Annotated in this window: 13 protein-coding genes and 1 pseudogene; 8 read left to right on the top strand and 6 right to left on the bottom strand. The window is 64.3% G+C overall.

All coding sequences use genetic code 11. The features are described from left to right. The first annotated feature begins 796 nt into the window (after positions 1-796). A complete protein-coding gene (locus AC1DS5_RS14280; protein ID WP_477718920.1) occupies positions 797-1,162 on the top strand; it encodes a hypothetical protein in 366 nt (121 codons plus the stop codon). Between the two features lie 69 nt (positions 1,163-1,231). On the opposite strand, the gene recG is transcribed toward AC1DS5_RS14280, so the two are convergent. Continuing rightward, a complete protein-coding gene (recG, locus tag AC1DS5_RS14275) occupies positions 1,232-3,436 on the bottom strand; it encodes an ATP-dependent DNA helicase RecG (RefSeq protein ID WP_477718919.1) in 2,205 nt (734 codons plus the stop codon). A gap of 256 nt (positions 3,437-3,692) precedes the next feature. Between recG and queA the strand changes: the two genes are divergently transcribed. The 6 genes from queA (at position 3,693) to AC1DS5_RS14245 (ending at position 10,807) form a co-directional block, all read left to right on the top strand. After that, positions 3,693-4,754, top strand: coding sequence for a tRNA preQ1(34) S-adenosylmethionine ribosyltransferase-isomerase QueA (queA, locus tag AC1DS5_RS14270; RefSeq protein ID WP_477718918.1), 1,062 nt, complete (start codon positions 3,693-3,695; stop codon positions 4,752-4,754). 261 nt (positions 4,755-5,015) lie between these two features. Then, positions 5,016-6,212 (top strand): tRNA guanosine(34) transglycosylase Tgt, encoded by a 1,197-nt coding sequence (gene tgt / locus AC1DS5_RS14265; protein WP_477718917.1) that lies wholly within the window; start codon positions 5,016-5,018, stop codon positions 6,210-6,212. Positions 6,213-6,215: 3 nt separating this feature from the next. Continuing rightward, complete coding sequence (locus AC1DS5_RS14260) at positions 6,216-7,463, top strand: glycosyltransferase family 9 protein (protein ID WP_477718916.1); 1,248 nt, start codon at positions 6,216-6,218, stop codon at positions 7,461-7,463. Beyond that, positions 7,433-7,993 carry a GtrA family protein gene (locus tag AC1DS5_RS14255; protein ID WP_477718915.1) on the top strand — a complete coding sequence of 187 codons (561 nt, stop codon included), beginning with the start codon at positions 7,433-7,435 and terminating at the stop codon, positions 7,991-7,993. Before AC1DS5_RS14260 ends, AC1DS5_RS14255 begins: the two co-directional genes overlap by 31 nt. After that, on the top strand, positions 7,980-9,764 hold the full coding sequence (locus AC1DS5_RS14250; RefSeq protein ID WP_477718914.1) for an ArnT family glycosyltransferase: 1,785 nt from the start codon (positions 7,980-7,982) through the stop codon (positions 9,762-9,764). The genes AC1DS5_RS14255 and AC1DS5_RS14250 overlap by 14 nt, the downstream gene beginning before the upstream one ends. Before the next feature lie 41 nt (positions 9,765-9,805). Further along, positions 9,806-10,807 carry an aldo/keto reductase gene (locus AC1DS5_RS14245; protein WP_477718913.1) on the top strand — a complete coding sequence of 334 codons (1,002 nt, stop codon included), beginning with the start codon at positions 9,806-9,808 and terminating at the stop codon, positions 10,805-10,807. Positions 10,808-10,828: 21 nt separating this feature from the next. Here AC1DS5_RS14245 and AC1DS5_RS14240 read toward each other — a convergent pair whose 3' ends face one another. The 4 genes and pseudogenes from AC1DS5_RS14240 to AC1DS5_RS14225 form a co-directional block, all read right to left on the bottom strand. After that, complete coding sequence (locus AC1DS5_RS14240; RefSeq protein WP_477718912.1) at positions 10,829-11,908, bottom strand: serine endopeptidase; 1,080 nt, start codon at positions 11,906-11,908, stop codon at positions 10,829-10,831. Positions 11,909-11,950: 42 nt separating this feature from the next. Continuing rightward, positions 11,951-12,103, bottom strand: a pseudogene (locus tag AC1DS5_RS14235) (DUF2145 domain-containing protein); the annotation flags it as partial. 148 nt (positions 12,104-12,251) lie between these two features. Then, on the bottom strand, positions 12,252-14,201 hold the full coding sequence (locus AC1DS5_RS14230; protein ID WP_477718911.1) for an MFS transporter: 1,950 nt from the start codon (positions 14,199-14,201) through the stop codon (positions 12,252-12,254). Positions 14,202-14,305: 104 nt separating this feature from the next. Beyond that, entirely contained in the window at positions 14,306-15,112 is an 807-nt protein-coding gene (locus AC1DS5_RS14225) for a hypothetical protein (protein WP_477718910.1), read from the bottom strand. 126 nt (positions 15,113-15,238) lie between these two features. Between AC1DS5_RS14225 and AC1DS5_RS14220 the strand changes: the two genes are divergently transcribed. Further along, the gene (locus tag AC1DS5_RS14220) at positions 15,239-15,970 is read left to right on the top strand and encodes a helix-turn-helix domain-containing protein (RefSeq protein ID WP_477718909.1); all 732 of its coding nucleotides are present in this window, start codon (positions 15,239-15,241) and stop codon (positions 15,968-15,970) included. A gap of 162 nt (positions 15,971-16,132) precedes the next feature. On the opposite strand, the gene AC1DS5_RS14215 is transcribed toward AC1DS5_RS14220, so the two are convergent. Next, on the bottom strand, positions 16,133-17,425 hold the full coding sequence (locus AC1DS5_RS14215; RefSeq protein ID WP_477718908.1) for an FIST signal transduction protein: 1,293 nt from the start codon (positions 17,423-17,425) through the stop codon (positions 16,133-16,135). Between the last annotated feature and the right edge of the window lie 21 nt (positions 17,426-17,446).

The following is a 17,446-nucleotide window of genomic DNA, read 5'->3' as shown; positions in this document are numbered from 1 at the left end:
TTTTTGGTCTGGCTGGGTTGCCCTTCACTACCAAGCCGGGGGGAGCCCGGCGGCTCGTCACTTTATTTTGCTACGCCAAAATAAAGTAACCAAACAAAAGGCGACCCGCAGTCTGGGTCCCTTCGCTGCGCTACGGGCAACCTGCGCTGCTCGACTCCTGCGGGGGTCCGCAGAACTCGCCTGCGGCTCAAACAACTGCGGCCCTGATCCCGCCTCCGTCTGCGCTGCTCAGCCCAGCCAGGACGGGGTTAGGGAAAAAGTCAAAAGACAAAAAGCACACCGATGCCTCACTCCCTCCCCCGCTGGGGGAGGGTTGGGGTGGGGGCTGACCCCGAACCCGCACCCGTACCTGCACCCACCCCCTTCTGTCTGCGCTGAGGAGCGGAGGGCCAGACGGATCAGGGCTCGCGATTGTCTGAGCCGCAGGCGAGTTGAGCGAGACCCCGGCTGGACCGAGCACCGCAAGGTGCCCGTAGCGAAGCGTAGGGTCGCAGACAGCAGGGTCGCCTTCTCTTTGCTTACTTTCTCTTGGCGACGCAAGAGAAAGTGAGTCGCCCGCCGGGGCGAGTCCCGGCCTGGTAATGAAGGGCAACCCGGCCAGACCAGAAACGACCTCAAAAAGCCCGGTCATAATTTACTCAGGCAGACAAGGTGAAGATGACAAACCCCTGTTCCACCCCCATCGGCCATCCCGGCCGGCGGTTCAGTCCAACAAGGCTTATCCGCAGCAAGAGGTGCTCTTGGTTTCTATCAGCTTGGCCTCGCGGCAGATAAACGCTTCTTTTCGTTAGGACTCATGACAGCACCTTCAAAGCAGCTACTCGGCGGTCTCCTGATCGCTGGGTCATTCGCCATTCTTGGAGCGGCCTACGCTGCGCTTCAAGTCGTCAGTCGCGGTCATTCACTTAGCGGTGCCATCCAATTCATTGCGAGTATCGCGTGCATTGGCTTGTTGCTCGGGGCGATCATTGCGTTCGATGGTGAATCCGAAGTCAAAACCACCGACCGACCTTTTGTGCGCATCGCCGTTGGTTGCTTTTCTGGGCTATTGTTGGCGCTCATTTGGCATTGGCCTGGCGATGGCATTGCGTTGTCGGTTTTGCTGTCAGGCATCCTTGGGTATCTTGGTACTTTTTGGGCAAGGTATGTCGACTTCTATTAGGCCAACAAGCTACTCCAGCGGACGGGCCACCTGCGGCGGCCATCCGTTGAGCCAACGCTAACCGTCAATTCAAGCCCTCAAAAACTCAGCCTTCCCCCCCAACCACCGCAAAATATGCCGCTGCGCCAGCCCGGCATGCTGGTCCAGCATCACCGGCGCCACCCCCCGCGCCCAGGCCAGCAGTTCGGCATCCGTAGTCAAGTCGGCAAAACGCAGCAGCGGTGCACCCGACTGCCGCGCCCCCAAAAACTCCCCCGGCCCGCGAATCTCCAGATCACGCCGCGCAATTTCAAACCCGTCATTCGTCTCCACCATGGCCTTGAGGCGCGCCCGCGCGATTTCGCCCAGCCGGGGTCCGTCGCCGGTTGAATACAACAGCACACAGGCCGATGCCGCCGCGCCGCGCCCGACCCGGCCACGCAACTGGTGCAACTGGGAGAGGCCAAAACGCTCGGCATGCTCGATCACCATCAGCGAGGCATTGGGCACATCCACGCCCACCTCAATCACGGTGGTGCTGACCAGCACGCCCATCACACCCTCGGTGAACAGGGCCATCACGGCTTTTTTCTCGGCCACGGGCATGCGCGAATGCAGCAAGCCCACCCCTACATCCGGCAAGGCCGCGCTCAGGGCTTCATGCGTCTGGGTGGCGTTGATCAGGTCGATTGACTCGCTCTCTTCGATCAGCGGGCACACCCAGTACACCTGCCGGCCTTCGGCGAGCTGGCCGCGTATGCGCTCGATCACCTCATCGCGCCGGGCATCGTTGACCACCTTGGTGACGATGGGGGTGCGCCCCGGCGGCAGCTCGTCAATCGTGGAGACATCGAGGTCGGCGTAGTAGCTCATGGCCAGCGTGCGCGGAATCGGCGTGGCGGTCATCATCAGCAAATGGGGTTCCTGCCCGTTGTCCTGACCATCCAGGGTCATCTTGCTGCGCAGGGCCAGCCGCTGCGCCACGCCAAAGCGGTGCTGCTCGTCAATGATGGCCAACGCCAGATTTTTGAACTTCACCTTGTCCTGGATCACGGCGTGGGTGCCGATGACCAGGTTCGCCTCGCCGCTTTCAATCATGGCCAGCGTCTCGCGCCGCTCTTTGGCCTTCTGGCTGCCGGTCAGCCAGGCGGTCTTGATGCCCAGCGGCTCGAGCCAGCCGATCAGTTTGCGAAAGTGCTGCTCGGCCAGGATTTCGGTGGGCGCCATCAGGGCGCATTGCCAGCCGGCATCCATGCAGCGGGCCGCTGCCAGCGCCGCCACCACGGTCTTGCCGGAGCCCACGTCGCCCTGCAGCAGGCGGTGCATGGGAATGCTTTTTTGCAGGTCGGCGTCTATCTCTGCGCAGACACGCTGCTGGGCCGGCGTCAGCCGGAAGGGCAGGCGCTCCAGCAGCTGCTCGTGCAGGGTGCAGTGCGGCCCCTGCAGGCTTGCCCCATCCGCTGCGGGATTGCGCATCGACGGGCCGCCCAGGGCCGGGGCGCGCATGGCGGCACGCCCGCGGCGCGCCTGCAGCTGCGACAGCTGCTGGGCCAGCAGCTCCTCGGCCTTCAGCCGCTGCCACGCCGGATGGCTGCGGTCTTCGAGCGTGGCCAGCGCCGCGTCGGGCGTGGGATGGTGCAAAAACTGCAGCGCCTCGCGCAGCGTATGCAAGGGATGCGGCAGGTTTTTACTTAAAAACGGGGCGGGAATGGTTTCGCTCAGGTCGGCGCGGGCCAGGCCGCTGAGCACGGCCTTGCGCAGATAGGCCTGCGGCAAACTGGCCACCGTTGGATACACCGGCGTCAGCGCACCCGGCAGCTCACCGCCCGCCAGCTTGAAGCTGGGATGCACCATCTCGCGGCCAAAACCTCCCGCGAAGGAGCCGCCCCGGATCTCGCCGCGCACCCGCACCCGGGCGCCGACGCTCAGGGTCTTCTGGTGCGAGGGGTAGAAATTGAGGAAGCGCAGCACGCAGGTGTCGCTGCCGTCGTCCACCGTCACCCGCAACTGGCGGCGCGGCCGGAACGCGATTTCGCTGTGGGTGACCTGCCCCTCGATCTGCACCATGTCGCCGTCCCGCGCATCGCGCAGCTGCACGATGCGGGTTTCATCCTCATAGCGCAGCGGCAAATGCAGGGCGAGGTCAATGTCGCGGCGCAGGCCCAGTTTTTCGAGGGCCTTTTGTGCCGGAGATTTGGCCGGAGGTTTTCCCACCGGGGCTTTGGGCGCGGCCCGGTCCCCGGCCATCTCCTCGGAGGTGGCGGCTTTTCGGGCAGGAGCACCGGGTGGCGACATGGGACAATTGTGCCGTCAACCTAGAAACCGCAGTTGACCGCTTGCAAACATCTAAAAGTCCGCTTGAATACCGTCATTCTCCTTTTCGCTGGCACTCACCTTATAGATGACAGCGCTATGCACCCGATTGCGCCACCCGCACAGCACCATGCGGCGTTGCTCCGCCTTGTGGGCAACAGCCCACTGCGTTGTCACGCCTTGCCTGGCGCCGCGCGGGCAGCACACTCGGGCGCATCCAACTGCGGTTTCTAGGTTTATGAAGACGCATTTCAGCCTCAGCGATTTTGATTTCACGCTGCCCGAAGAACTCATTGCCCAGCACCCCGCCGCCCAGCGCAGCGCCTCGCGCCTGCTTGACGGCCGGGACACCCCCGCAGTAGACCGCCGCTTCGCCGACCTGCCCGGGCTGCTGAACCCGGGCGATCTGCTGGTGTTCAATGACACCCAGGTGGTCAAGGCGCGGCTGTTCGGCCAAAAATCCACCGGCGGGCGGCTGGAACTGCTGATCGAGCGGGTGTTGCCCGCCCTCGCCGACGCCAGCCATGAAGTCGCGGCGCACATGAAAGTGAGCAAAAAGCCCCTGCCGGGCGCCGTGCTGCAGATGGACGGCGGCTTCACTGCCACCCTGCTGGGCCGCTGGCCGCAGGAGGACGGGCCGCTGTACCGCTTTCGCTTCAGCAGCGACCCCTATGTGCTGATGGCGCAGCATGGCCATGTGCCGCTGCCGCCCTATATCACCCACAGCGACTCTGCAGAAGACGAGCTGCGCTACCAGACGGTGTTTGCGAAAAACCCCGGCGCCGTGGCCGCACCCACCGCCGCCCTGCACTTTGACGAAGCCATGCTCGCGCAGCTGGAGGCGCGCGGCATCGCGCGCGCCAGCGTGACCCTGCATGTGGGCGCGGGCACCTTCCAGCCCGTCAAAACCGAGAACATTGCCGACCACACCATGCATTTCGAGCGCTTTGACGTGCCGGCCGCCACGCTGCAGGCGATTGCCGCCTGCAAGGCGCGCGGCGGCCGCGTGGTGGCCGTGGGCACCACCACCGTGCGGGCGCTGGAATCCCATGCCAAATTTGGGCCCGACTGCAACGACACCAACATCTTCATCACGCCGGGTTTTGAGTTTGCCGTGGTGGACCTGCTGCTGACCAACTTTCACCTGCCCAAGAGCACGCTGATGATGCTGGTCAGCGCATTTGCGGGCTATGAACACATCATGGCGCTGTACCGGCATGCGATTGCCGGGCACTACCGCTTTTTCAGCTATGGCGATGCCATGCTGCTGGCGCGCAAAACCCCGCGCGCGGGCGTTTAAACCTAGAAACAGCAGTTGACCGCTCGCAAACTTCAGGAAAGCCGCATGCCCATTGACTTCTCCCTCTTCGATCGCGTTCACCGTCGGAGTGACAGCGCTATGCGCCCGATGGCACCCTGCTCGACGCGCCATGCTGCGTTGTTCCGCCTTGTGGGCAACGGCCCACTGCGTTGTCACGCCTTGCCTGGCACGCCGATCACGGCGCCATCGGGCGCATTCAACCGCTGTTTCTAGGTTAAACACACCTGCGACAATCACAAGATGCTCGAATTTGAAGTTCTGAAGACCGACGCAAGGACCGGCGAAGGGGCCAACGCCCACCCCGGCTCGCATGCCCGGCGCGGCCGGTTGACGCTCACCCATGGCGTCGTGCAAACGCCCATCTTCATGCCGGTTGGCACCTATGGCACCGTCAAGGGCGTGATGCCGCAGTCGCTGCACGACATGGGCGCCCAGATCATCCTGGGCAACACCTTCCACCTGTGGATGCGCCCCGGGCTGGACGTGATGAAACAGTTCGGCGGCCTGCACCGATTTGAAAGCTGGGACAAACCCATACTCACCGACAGCGGCGGCTTTCAGGTCTGGTCGTTGGGCGAGATGCGCAAGATTTCCGAAGAAGGCGTGAAGTTCGCCTCGCCCGTGAACGGCGACAAGCTGTTCCTGACGCCCGAAATCTCCATGCAGATCCAGACGGTGCTCAACAGCGACATCGTGATGCAGTTTGACGAGTGCACGCCCTACGACACCAAGGGCCACATCACCACCGAAAGCGAAGCGCGCAGCTCGATGGAACTGAGCCTGCGCTGGGCCAAACGCTGCATCGCCGAGTTTGACAAACTGGAAAACCCCAACGCGCTGTTTGGCATTGTGCAAGGCGGCATGTACCAGAACCTGCGCCACGAATCGCTGGATGCGCTGGTGGAGCTGGACTTGCCCGGTTACGCGGTGGGTGGCGTGAGTGTGGGCGAGCCGAAGGAAGAAATGCAGCGCATCATGGCGCACACGCCCCATCGCCTGCCGGCCGACAAACCGCGCTACCTGATGGGTGTGGGCACGCCCGAGGACCTGGTGGAGGGCGTGGGTGCCGGCATTGACATGTTTGACTGCGTGATGCCGACGCGCAATGCGCGCAACGGCCACATGTTCACGCGCTTTGGCGACCTGAAAATCCGCAACGCGCGCCACAAGGCCGACGATCAGCCCCTGGATCACACCTGCACCTGCTACACGTGCAAGGGCCGCACGCTGCCTGACGGCAGCATGTCGGGCGGTTTTTCGCGGGCCTACCTGCACCACCTGGACCGCTGCGGTGAAATGCTGGGCCCGATGCTGGCCAGCATCCACAACCTGCATTACTACCTGAACCTGATGCAGGAAATACGCGATGCGCTCGATGCAGGGCAGTTCGGCGAGTTCGCCGCGCGGTTCCGGACCGACCGGCTAAGAGGCGTCTGAGCGATGAACATCCAGCTGCAACGATGGATTGACCGCTGGGTCGGCATTCCGTTGTGCGCCGCGGTCTCTGGCCTGGATGCGGTGACCAGGGCTTTGCGGGGGCCGTCCCGCGAGGCGGCCGCCACCACCGCGCCACGAGCGATCGTGGTGATCCTGCTGTCCGAAATGGGCAGCCTGGTGCTGGCACACGAGATGTTTGCGCGCCTGAAGCAGCGCTACCCCGGCGCCGAGCTGCATGCCCTGCTGTTCAGGAAGAACCGGGAAATCCTCGACCTCATGCAGGTGGTCGACCCAGCCCATGTGCACACCGTGGATGACAAGTCGCTGCCTGGCCTGCTGTCCAGCCTCTGGAAAGCGGTGGCCGAACTGCGCCGCGCGAAGGTCGATGTGGCGATCGACTGCGAACTGTTCTCGCGCATCAGCAGCCTGCTGTCGTTTGCCAGTGGTGCGCCGGTTCGCGTGGGCTTTCACCGCCATACGCAGGAAGGCCTGTACCGCGGCTCGCACATCAACCGACCCGTGCCCTACAACCCTTATCACCACATCAGCGCGCAATTTCTGGCGCTGGCGCGTGCCATCGACTCCACGGCGGTACCGAAATCAAAGCTGCCAATGGTGGGCACCACCAAGCCCCCGCCGCCTGTGCAGCTGGACGCCGTGCTGGTGCAGGGCATTGCGCAGCGACTGGCGCAGGACTTTCCCGCCATCGCCGGCAAGCCGCTGGCGCTGGTCTACCCGGGCGGCGGCATTCTGCCCATCCGCGCGTGGCCGCTGGCCTCGTACACCACGCTGTGCGAAGGCCTGGTGGCCGACGGTTGCGCGGTGGCGGTGATTGGCCTGAAAGACGACCAGGCGCTGGCGCAGCAACTGGTCGCCAACGTCAACCAGGCCTACCCGGCGGGGCCGGTGATCGACCTGACGGGCTACACACGCTCGGTCGCCGAGCTGCTGGCGCTGTTCCATGTGGCGCGCCTGCTGGTGACCAACGATGGCGGACCCGGGCAGTTCGCCGCATTAACGCCCATCTGGACCCTGATGCTGTTCGGGCCCGAAACGCCCGGCCTCTATGCGCCGCAGACGCCAAAGTGCCATTCGTTTTACAGCCAGTGGCCCTGCTCGCCCTGCCTGACTGCCTACAACCACCGCTCCTCCTACTGCGACGGCGACAACCAGTGCCTCAAGGTCATTGCGCCCGCCGCGGTGCTGGCCAAGGCGCGGGAATGCCTGGCCGAAACTCCGGCGATGGCCTGATGGGAACACTCCGGTCCATCGCGGAGGCGCTGATCAGCCGCCTGCCACCCCGCCTGCAGCCTATGGCGCGCTGGCGCTTCATCAAGTTTGGCGTGGTGGGCGCCAGCGGCACGGTGATCAACATCGCCGTGCTCTATGTCGCGCAGGAGTTTTTGCTCAGCTTCATCGCAGACTTCCACTCGCGGCTCAATTACTCGATTGCCCTGGCCATCACCTGCGCGACCATCAGCAACTTTTACTGGAACCGGCGCCTGACCTGGCGGGACCGCAAGCACGAGGTCCATCATTCCGCGCTGTTCCTGTTTTCCAAATATGTGATGGCGGCGGCCCTGTCGATTGCCGTTCAGTCCGTGCTGACCAAATGGCTGGCCATCTACCTGCACTACATCCTGGCCAACCTGGTGGCCATTGTGCTGGCCAGCGTGTGCAATTTTGTCGCCAATGACCGCATGACGTTCCGCCGCCGCGCGAAAATTCAGCCGCCCAATGCTGCCACAACGCCCCCTGCCGATGTCCATGACCAGCCCTGAGCCACTGAAGCCCCGCCTTCCCGCCCACTTCCTCTGGCTGGCCCTTGCCGTCGCGGTTGCGCTGGGCTACCTGTTCGGCCTGGACGGCGACCATATTCCCCGCCTCGGCGATGAGCTGGTGTACGCCCACATCGCGCGCCTGACGGCGGAAACCGGCCATTGGCTGCCGCTGGTCAGCTCTTACGACTTCATGCGCAACACCAAGCCCCCGCTGCTGTTCTGGCAGGCGATGGCGGCGGGCGGCTGGGGCGAGCACTGGACGCTGCTCAGCCTGCGCCTGCCCAGCGTGGTCTATTCCTGGGCGATTGCGCTCATGGTGGGCCTGCTGACCTGGAAGGTGGTTCGCAATGAGGTCACGCCCACCCCGGAGGCAAGCCCCGGCGCCGCGACGGCCGCGGACCGCAGCAGCCGGGCGATCACCCTGGGCGCGATTGCGGCGCTGGCCTATCTCTCTTTTTTGAGCAGCTACCGTTATGGCCGGCCCTACCTGACCAGCTCGCCCGAGACCTTCTGGCTGTTCGCTGTGTTTTTTGCCCTCGCCTGGTCCCCGGCGAAACTGCTGGCCTCACGCTGGAAGTTTCCTCTGCTCGCAGGAATCGCCATCGGCATCGGCTGCCTCTACAAATCCTTCGCCATGGTGGTGCCGGTCGGCTTCGGCCTGGCGCTGTGCTACCAGGTGCTGGGCGCCCGGCAAGCCCCCTGGCAGATTTTCCGGCGCGGCATCGTCATCGACGCCATCAAGGTCGCCACCATCTGCGCAATGGCCCTGGCGGTGTTTGGCTTGTGGTTCGCCATTGACCCGCAACCGGGCGAGGTGTGGCGCGAGTTTGTGGTTGGCGAAAACGCCGGCAAATTCAAGTCATCACCCGGCTACTTCAAGGTTGCTTTCCGCAGCAGCGGCGGGCTCCTGACGATTCTCACGGGCTACTTTTCAAACGCCGGTTTTCTGCTGCCCGTCGCGGTCGGCTGTGTCTGGACCGCCTGGCGCAGTTACCGTCGGGGTGTGCCCGTCAGCGATGCCGAAAAAATCCTGTGGCTCTGGCTGCTGGCGCTGGCGCTGGTGTTCCTCCTGCCCAACCAGCGGTCTGCCCGTTACCTGATACCGGCCATGCCAGCCCTCGCGATCCTGATGGCGCTGTACTGGAGCGGCATTGCGCGCGTCTGGTTCAGCATCGCCCTGGCGCTCTGCCTGCTGGGCACCCTGGCCATGGGCCTGATCGGATTCGGTGCGGTGCGCGCCACACAAACCGGCTGGCTTTATTCGCCGCTGTTTTGGCTGTTCCTGGCAGCCCTTGCCGCAGCCTGCGTCATCGGCATGGCCAAAAAAGAGCTGGCCCGCCCAATCGCCGCCGTGGCCGGTTTCGCCGTGCTGTTTGCGCTGGCCTGGGCCACCGCACCGTTCAACGGCGAGAGGGGCCACTTCCGTGCAGAAACCAATGCGCTGCTCAAGGGCCAGGCCGTGTCCGTCCCCAGCAACTTCAACGGCCATTTTGAGCGTTACGAATTCATCATTCCGGGTGCAAAAATTGTTCCCTACTTCGCAGCGCAACCGGTCGACTACCAGGACGTCAACGCCCTGTTCAAAAACACCCGCTATGCCCTGGTGCAGCGCCGGGTCGGGCAGAAACCCTGCGATGCGTGCCGCATCCTCGATGAACGCTGGGACCTGCGCTCGCGGCAGGACGAGAATGAAGGCCAACTGGCCGTCTTCAGAACGCCCGAGACCTACCTGTATGCCAAGGAGTACTTGGTCGAACGGCTCACACCCTGAGCGCCGTCTCGCCCCCGTCTTTTTTCAGCAAGGAACTGACCATGCAATACCGCCGCCTCGGAACCAGCAACCTCAAAGTCTCGACCCTCTGCCTGGGCACCATGATGTTCGGCCAGCAGACGCCTGTTGAGGAGGCGGCGCGCATCGTGGCCTCGGCGCGCGAGCAGGGACTCAACTTCATCGACACGGCCGACGTCTACAACAAGGGACAGTCGGAAAAGGACGTCGGCAAACTGCTCGCCGGCCAGCGCCACCACTGGGTGCTGGCCAGCAAGCTCGGCAACCCGGTCAGCGGGGCCGTCAACGAGAGCCATTACTCGCGGCGCTGGCTGATCCAGCAAACCGATGCGATCCTGACCCGGCTGCAAACCGACTACCTCGACATCCTGTACCTGCACCGCGACTACCACGAGGCCAACCTCGAAGAGGCGGTGCGTGCGCTGGGCGACCTGATCCGCCTGGGCAAGATCCGCAGCTTCGGCCTGTCCAACTTCCGCGGCTGGCGCATTGCCGAGATCGTTCGCCTGTGCCGGGAACTGGGTGTGCCGCCACCGGCCGTGTGCCAGCCTTATTACAACCTGCTCAACCGCGGGCCGGAAGTGGAAATCCTGCCGGCCTGCGGCCATTACGGCCTGGGCGTCGTGCCCTACAGCCCGCTGGCGCGCGGCGTGCTGACGGGCAAGTACCCGCCAGGCCAGCCGCCGGCTGAGGGCACGCGCGCCGGCAGCGGCGACCGGCGCATTCTGGAAACCGAGTTCCGTGAGGAATCGCTGGTGATCGCCCAGAAAATCAAGGCCCGCTGCGAGGCCAGGGGCCTGGTTCCCGGGCAGTTTGCCGCCGCCTGGGTGCTGGCCAACCCCATCATCAGCTCTGTGATCGTCGGCCCGCGCACACTGGCGCACCTGGAAGACGTGTATGCCGCCACGGAGCTGAAGCTCACGCCGGACGACGAGGCCTTCATCAACGGCCTGGTGGTGCCCGGCCATGCCTCCACCCCGGGCTACAACGACCCGGCCTACCCTTTCTTCGGCCGCCCGGTCTGAGAACCTGTTCTTAGCCCGGCTTCAGACCGCAGGAGCCGCTGAGGCCGCCGGTGGCGCGGGCCTGGCCTGCTCGCCGCTGGCGCCACAGGCATGGCAGAACCTGGCGAAAGCGCTCTTGCGGGTGGTGCATTTAAAGCAATGGTCAAACAGGCCGATGCCGCAATGCGGGCAAAAATCGATCTCCGGGTTCTTGAGGTCTACCGCCCGCTCACATCCCGGGCACACAGCCTTGGACAACCGCGTCAGCGCGGTGTCGTAACTCAGCTCCTCGCGGCGTTGCGCATCGGGTAATTGCTCCGCGAGCTTCTGTTTTTCGAGGTAGCGATTGAGCGAAATAATCGCCTGCCGCCCCACCAGCGCCGTCACCACAATGCCGACGATGTAGCGCACATAGCCGCCATAGCTTGGCAGGTAGGGCACCAGCTCGACGAAAAAGGCGAACAGCGCAAAGATGATGAAGCCCCAGACAAAGGGCCAGTAGGTGCTCTTGCGTTTTTTCGCAAACAGCCAGCCGGCGGCCACCAGCAGCGGCAAGGTCAGCGCCAGGCGGTACAAAAAGACGCGCAGCTCCACGCGGCGGTATTCGGCGTTGAGCAGCTTTTGCGCCACTTCCTGCAGTTCGGCGAGTTTGCCGCGTTCGCGCGCTGCCGCCTGCCGGGCATCGAGCGCGGCCTGCTGCTGCGCCTCCACGGCCACGCCGGTGGCGCGTTCGCGGGATTTCAGCACGTCCAGCGCCCGGGTCCGTTCGATCAATTCGGGGTCCTGGTCGGCCAGTTGCGTGGCATGGCGCGTGGACAGCCAGTTGTTGAAGGTGTCGCGGGCCGCGGCCGAGTCGGCCTGCGCGGCGCGGCGCTTGAGCTGCGCCTGCTCCAAAGCACTTTGGGCGTCCTGCTCGGCACGCGTGGCGGTTTTGATCGCCGTGCGCAGGGCAGTCGTGGTGGCCGGGTCCATGAAGTCGTCGAGCGAGAGCCGCTTTTCCACCTTGGGCAGATCGCCCACCACGGTGCCGCCCAGCCCGATCAGGAAACCGGCAAACACCAGCGCCACCAGCCACAGGCCGCGGTGAAACCATTTCTCGGAGAGTCGCAGACCTTTGCTCATGATGGGTTCCTTGTTTGAAGCAGTCGGGCAGGATGACAGGATTTAAAGTTTGACGATTGTCGGGGTTTGGCCCGGTGCCGCCGGCTGCGCGCGCGGCAGCCAGTCAAACACCTCGACGGTGACAGTCTCGATGCGGTCCGAAAAACGCTTGTCGTTGGGATGGTCGTCAAACGCTACATTGGCGGCCGTCAGGCGGGGCCTGGAATCACGGTGTATCAGCGTCTGCATAAAAGACCTTTGAGGTCGTTGCGGTACCTCCAATGTGCCGCGGCGCCCCAAAAATTGATGCAGATACCGATACAGTGACCACTGAATGATCTTTTAGTATCAGTTTTCGATACTTTCAGGCATCCATCAGCGCGGCCACGCGTATTCGCAAAGCCTCGGGCTGCACGTCGGCGGGCGCGATGGCCGGTCCGGCATTCAGGCCGACCCGGCTGAAAAAGCCGCGCCGGAACGGCCGCACCATCGCCGTGCCCTGCTCCACCCGGCTGAAGAATGAGCCCCACAGGTTGGTCAGGGCCATGGGAATGACCGGCACGCGGAGGCCGTCGCGCTCGGCGTTTTCGAGGATTTTCATGATGCCGGCCTTGAACACCTGAAGCTCCCCGTCCTTGGTGATGCCACCCTCGGGGAAGATGGCCAGCAAATCACCATTGCGCAGCACCCTGGCAGCCGCTTCGAACGCCGCTTCATAGGCCACCGGGTCTTCCGCGCGCGGCGCAATCGGAATAGCCTTGGCCAGCCTGAACAGCCAGCCCAGCACCGGCATTTTGAAAATGCGGTGGTCCATCACGAAATAAATCGGCCGCGGGCTGGCGGCCATCAGCAGCACCGGGTCCACAAAGCTCACATGGTTGCAGGTCAGCACCGCGGCGCCCTGCGCGGGGATGTTGTCATCGCCGCTGATTTTGAAGCGGTACACGCAGCGCGAGGCGACCAGCGCGATGAAGCGCAGCAGGTATTCCGGCACCAGCAGGAAGATGTAGAACGCCACCACCGCATTGGCCAGGCCGACGAACAGGAAGATCTGCGGAATGCTGAATCCGGACTTGAGCAGCGCGCCCGCCAGGATGGCGCTGACGATCATGAACAGCGCATTGAGAATGTTGTTGGCGGCGATGATGCGGGCCCGGTGCGTGGGCTGGCTGCGCAACTGGATCAAGGCATACATCGGCACGCTGTACAGGCCGGCAAACAGACTCAGCAGCGCCAGGTCGGCCATCACGCGCCAATGGGCGGGCTGCGCCATGAAGCTGGCGAGGCCCATGACGGGCGACATCGGCAAGCCCCGTGAGGCGAAGTACAGGTCTACCGCAAAGACGCTCATGCCAATCGCGCCCAGCGGCACCAGGCCGATCTCGACGTGGCGCCGGCTCAGCACTTCGCACAGCAGTGATCCGGTCGCGATGCCGATCGAGAAAACCACCAGCAGCAGGGACGCGACCTGCTCATTGCCGTGCATCACCTCCTTGGCGAAACTCGGGAACTGGCTCAGGAAGACCGCACCAAAAAACCACATCCAGCTGATGCCCAGCATGGAGCGAAACACCACCAGGTTCTGATTAGCAAGCTTGAGGTTGCGCCAGGTTTCCGTGACCGGGTTCCAGTTGATCCTGAGGCCGGGGTCGGTGGCCGGCGCCAGCGGAATGAACTGCGCCGCGACACGGCCCACGAGCGCCAGCAGCACGCAGGACAGCGCCACATAGTGCGGACCGACACCCGGCACCGCCACGATCAGGCCACCGACGATGTTGCCTAGCAGGATGGCCACAAAGGTGCCCATCTCGACCATGCCGTTGCCGCCGGTCAACTCACGCTCGCTCAGTGCCTGCGGCAGGTAGGCAAACTTGACCGGGCCAAACAGCGTGGAGTGCAGCCCCATCAGGAAGGTGCAAGCCAGCAGCACCGTGGCCTGCAGATGGACGTTGCGACTGGTGAAGCCCGCGGCAGCGATCAGCATGATCACCACTTCCAGGTTCTTGACGAAGCGGATCACGCGGGTTTTTTCGAACTTGTCGGTGAGCTGCCCACTGGTGGCCGAAAACAGCAGAAAAGGCAGGATGAACAGCGCCCCGATCACCAGCCCCGCGAGGGCGGGCGGCAGCCAGCTCACGCTGAGCTGGTAGGTCACCATCACGGTGAAGGCGAACTTGAACAGGTTGTCATTGGCCGCGCCCGAAAACTGCGTCCAGAAAAAGGGCGCAAAGCGGCGCTGCTTCAGCAGCGCGAACTGGTTCGGATGCTCGTGTGCTGCCGGTGGGGGCGCCAGGGCGCTTGTATCAACACTCATGCTGGACTCCTCTATTCGCTTTTATTCGCTTGTTGCTTGTGGGCTTGTGGGCTCTTGCTGTGGCCACGCAAAAGGCATGGCCGCTCGCCGTGCAGCCGCTTTGCTCAGGCGGGGATGTGCAGAGATTCTGCCTTGGTTTTCTGCGCGGGTATCAGCGCAGACACCACCGGCCAGGCGGCACAACTCGCCACCACATGTTTCAGGCTGTGGCCCGACACGAGTTGCCCGGTCCAGTCAAAGACCAGCTGGTCCCCGAATTCAAACAACTTTGCCAGCGCATACAGGGCGATCACAAGCATCCAGCGAATGGGCAAGCCCCCTGAAGGATGGGCCGCCCCCTCGGGCAGCGGCGGCAGGCAGGCCAGCCAGACCATCAAACCCAGGCCGCCGAATTGCAGGAGGCCCCATGGCAGCGCATTGCCTGAGGCCAGCCAGACCCCGACGCTCAAGGGCCCCAGCACCAACACCGCCGCAGCGATGGCGACGCCCGCGCGGGCACTGGCGCGCCCGGCAGCCGCCAGCCCCAGCAAGCCCGCAAACGCAACGACCATGCCGAGCCGGTCAATCGCCAGGCGCGGGTCATCCGGCTGCCAGTGATACCAGGCAGACCCTGCCGCCGTGGCCAGCAGGCCGGCAAAGAACAGGGCCGCCAGGCCGTGTTGCGCCATGCTGCCGGCCGGCCCCGCAACCCGACGCCGCCACGCGAGACAGCCCAGGCCCGCCGCACCCCACAGCGCAAACGGCAGGTTGCTCAGCACATCGAGCGCAAAGGGAATGCGCCCCCACGCTCGCTGATCGGCAAGGTCATGCAGGTGCGCTGGCTGTGCCACTGACGGGCCGACCACGGCCACGACCAGCAACACCAGCACAGCGCCCAACAGCAGGCGCTCGGGTTTTTCAAGTTGGAACATGGTGGAAGTCCTTTCAATATAAGTGGGCGCAGTCTGAGCGCACAAGCTGAAAATCCCTCCATCCATCGATACAAGCTGAATCCGCACGACCTGAAGTATCGATAATCAATACCAAGGAGTTTTTTCATGAGCACAAGCGCTGACCTGGTCATCGTTCTGAAGAAGGAACTGAAGGCCGCCCAGATGACCTATGCCGACCTGGCCCGGGCCCTCTGCATGGCCGAGTCCAGCGTCAAGCGCATGCTGGCCAAAGGCGACATGCCGCTGTCGCGCATCGACGCTATTTGCCGTGCCTTGAAACTGGACTTTGCCGAACTGGCCAGGCGCGTGGCTGACACCCAGCCGCTGCTGGCGGAGCTCACGGAAGCGCAGGAAAAGGCGGTGGTGGCCGACAAGAAACTTTTACTCGCCGCGATTTGCGTGCTGTCCCAGTGGACACTGGAGCAGATGACGGAGTGCTACCGCCTGTCGGAGGCCGAGTGCATCAAATACCTGGCGCAGCTGGACCGCATCGGCATCATCGAACTCAAACCGCTGAACCGCTACCGGCTCAAACTCGCCAAGACCTTCCGCTGGCGACCGCACGGCCCGGTGATGGACTACTTTCGCGACAACGCCTTGCTGGACTACTTTTCAGGCGGCTTCGATGGCGGCGGTGAAGGCCTGCTGTTGGTGCATGGCTCGATCAGCCGCAGCCTGGCACCCTCGTTTCTGGAGCGCATGCAGCGCGTGGCGCAAGACTTCGCGCAGCAACACCAGGCCGACCAGAAACTGGCCGCCAAGGACCGCGAGGGCTACACCTTGCTGCTGGCCATGCGGAGCTGGGAGTTTGAGGCGTTTGCGGCGTTGAGACGTTGAATAGGGCACACCCCTGTTGCCGCTCACTTCGCGTAGCGGCCTCTCCCCTTGCAGGGGACGGCACCTGCAGACTGGCGAAGCCAGCTCTGCGGCCCCTGCTGGTGGGTAGCGGCATCCCATCTCGCCTGCGACATGTAACGCGCTCCCATCGAAGAACGCGTGTCAGTCCGTGGCCGCAAACACCGTCAGCACCCCGGTATAGCCATACAGGTGGTGGCGCGCAATTTCGCCGCCCGCGAAGAAGCCCACCAGCGGCACGTCGCCCAAGGCTCGCCGCACGATCTGCAACTCGGCGCTGGGCGCGCCAAAATGGGGGCCGCCGCGGCCCGAGCAGCTGACATAAATGGCGCCTGCGATTCGCCGGGCCGGATGCGGCGCTGCGTCGGCTGGCATGCCGCTGAGGGCGCTGGCGACGTCCAGCGTGACTTCTTCAGGCTCCAGCTCTTCGCGGATTTCGGCGCAGACCCGAATCAGGTCGGCACGCGCGGCCTGCGCGTTGCGTTCGCAAAAAGCCAGCTTCATGCCCACGTGGGGGATGTCGGCTATCGCGACGCCCTTGCGAGCGGGGTCCAGCCCGATCAGGTGGCGCACCACGACTTCCGCGCCAAACTGGCCCGCCCGCCGGCTGCGGGCGTCATGCAGGCTGTCCTCGGGGCGGCTCAGGCCCACCAGGGTCGTGCGCACCTTGGCCAGCGCCTCGCGCGGCTGGTCCAGCGATACGCCCAGGTCCTCCAACAGCACATCCAGCGCCGGCTGGCCATCCAGCCCGGTCACCACATTGCTCTCGCAGGCGGTGATGTCGTGATTCGCCGAGACGGGCTGGCAGCCTTGCGTGACGCGTGACATCAGCGCCATCCCGCCCGACAGATCGCGCGCAAACGCCACGCCACTCAGGCCCCCGTTGAACACGCCGCCGGCCGCGCCATGCCCCTTGACGTTGCCGTGGCCGCTGAAGGCAAACTGCACGGTGCTGGAGCGGCTCGACGCCAGGCCGCCAAAGACGTAACCACTCTCGGTACGCTGGGCCATCTCGGCAATCAGTTCAGCGACGTCGGGCGTGCCAGCATCGGCATGCACCAGGGCGGTATGCGCCTTGAAACGGCCACTGGCCGCGGGGGGCAGCGGCGACACGCCGGAGAACACGCGGTACTGGTCGTGCGGCAGTTCGCACAACATCACCGCCAGCGCGGGCTCGTCAAAGTACTCGACATTGTTCGACGCGATGCCCACGCCCACCGTGCCGCTCCAGTCGGTGATGTCGGGCAGCTCGGCGCTCAGGTGATCGAGGATATCCTGCGCATGGGCGGCGTAATGGTCGGTGATGTAGAGCAGCGCCAGGGTGGGCGCATGGGCATACGCGGGCAAGGCCATGTGGGCACGCAACTGGGCCAGCGCAAGGCCGGCCGCCATCCGCCATTGCGGATGGGTGGCATGGCCATAGGGAAAAAGCTTCATGGGATCCCGGCAGACGAATTC

The organism is Polaromonas sp. P4_H1 (assembly GCF_056400945.1).
Note: the sequence above shows the minus strand (reverse complement) of the source record. Positions and strands in the feature narration are given on the sequence as shown.

Excerpts from the sequence above, each read along its gene's own strand:
- AC1DS5_RS14245 (WP_477718913.1), top strand. The coding sequence starts at position 9,806 with ATGCAATACCGCCGCCTCGGAACCAGCAACCTCAAAGTCTCGACCCTC.
- recG (WP_477718919.1), bottom strand. The coding sequence starts at position 3,436 with ATGTCGCCACCCGGTGCTCCTGCCCGAAAAGCCGCCACCTCCGAGGAG.
- AC1DS5_RS14260 (WP_477718916.1), top strand. The coding sequence starts at position 6,216 with ATGAACATCCAGCTGCAACGATGGATTGACCGCTGGGTCGGCATTCCG.
- AC1DS5_RS14225 (WP_477718910.1), bottom strand. The coding sequence starts at position 15,112 with ATGTTCCAACTTGAAAAACCCGAGCGCCTGCTGTTGGGCGCTGTGCTG.
- AC1DS5_RS14215 (WP_477718908.1), bottom strand. The coding sequence starts at position 17,425 with ATGAAGCTTTTTCCCTATGGCCATGCCACCCATCCGCAATGGCGGATG.
- AC1DS5_RS14240 (WP_477718912.1), bottom strand. The coding sequence starts at position 11,908 with ATGAGCAAAGGTCTGCGACTCTCCGAGAAATGGTTTCACCGCGGCCTG.
- AC1DS5_RS14255 (WP_477718915.1), top strand. The coding sequence starts at position 7,433 with ATGCCTGGCCGAAACTCCGGCGATGGCCTGATGGGAACACTCCGGTCC.
- AC1DS5_RS14250 (WP_477718914.1), top strand. The coding sequence starts at position 7,980 with ATGACCAGCCCTGAGCCACTGAAGCCCCGCCTTCCCGCCCACTTCCTC.
- AC1DS5_RS14280 (WP_477718920.1), top strand. The coding sequence starts at position 797 with ATGACAGCACCTTCAAAGCAGCTACTCGGCGGTCTCCTGATCGCTGGG.
- tgt (WP_477718917.1), top strand. The coding sequence starts at position 5,016 with ATGCTCGAATTTGAAGTTCTGAAGACCGACGCAAGGACCGGCGAAGGG.
- AC1DS5_RS14220 (WP_477718909.1), top strand. The coding sequence starts at position 15,239 with ATGAGCACAAGCGCTGACCTGGTCATCGTTCTGAAGAAGGAACTGAAG.
- AC1DS5_RS14230 (WP_477718911.1), bottom strand. The coding sequence starts at position 14,201 with ATGAGTGTTGATACAAGCGCCCTGGCGCCCCCACCGGCAGCACACGAG.
- queA (WP_477718918.1), top strand. The coding sequence starts at position 3,693 with ATGAAGACGCATTTCAGCCTCAGCGATTTTGATTTCACGCTGCCCGAA.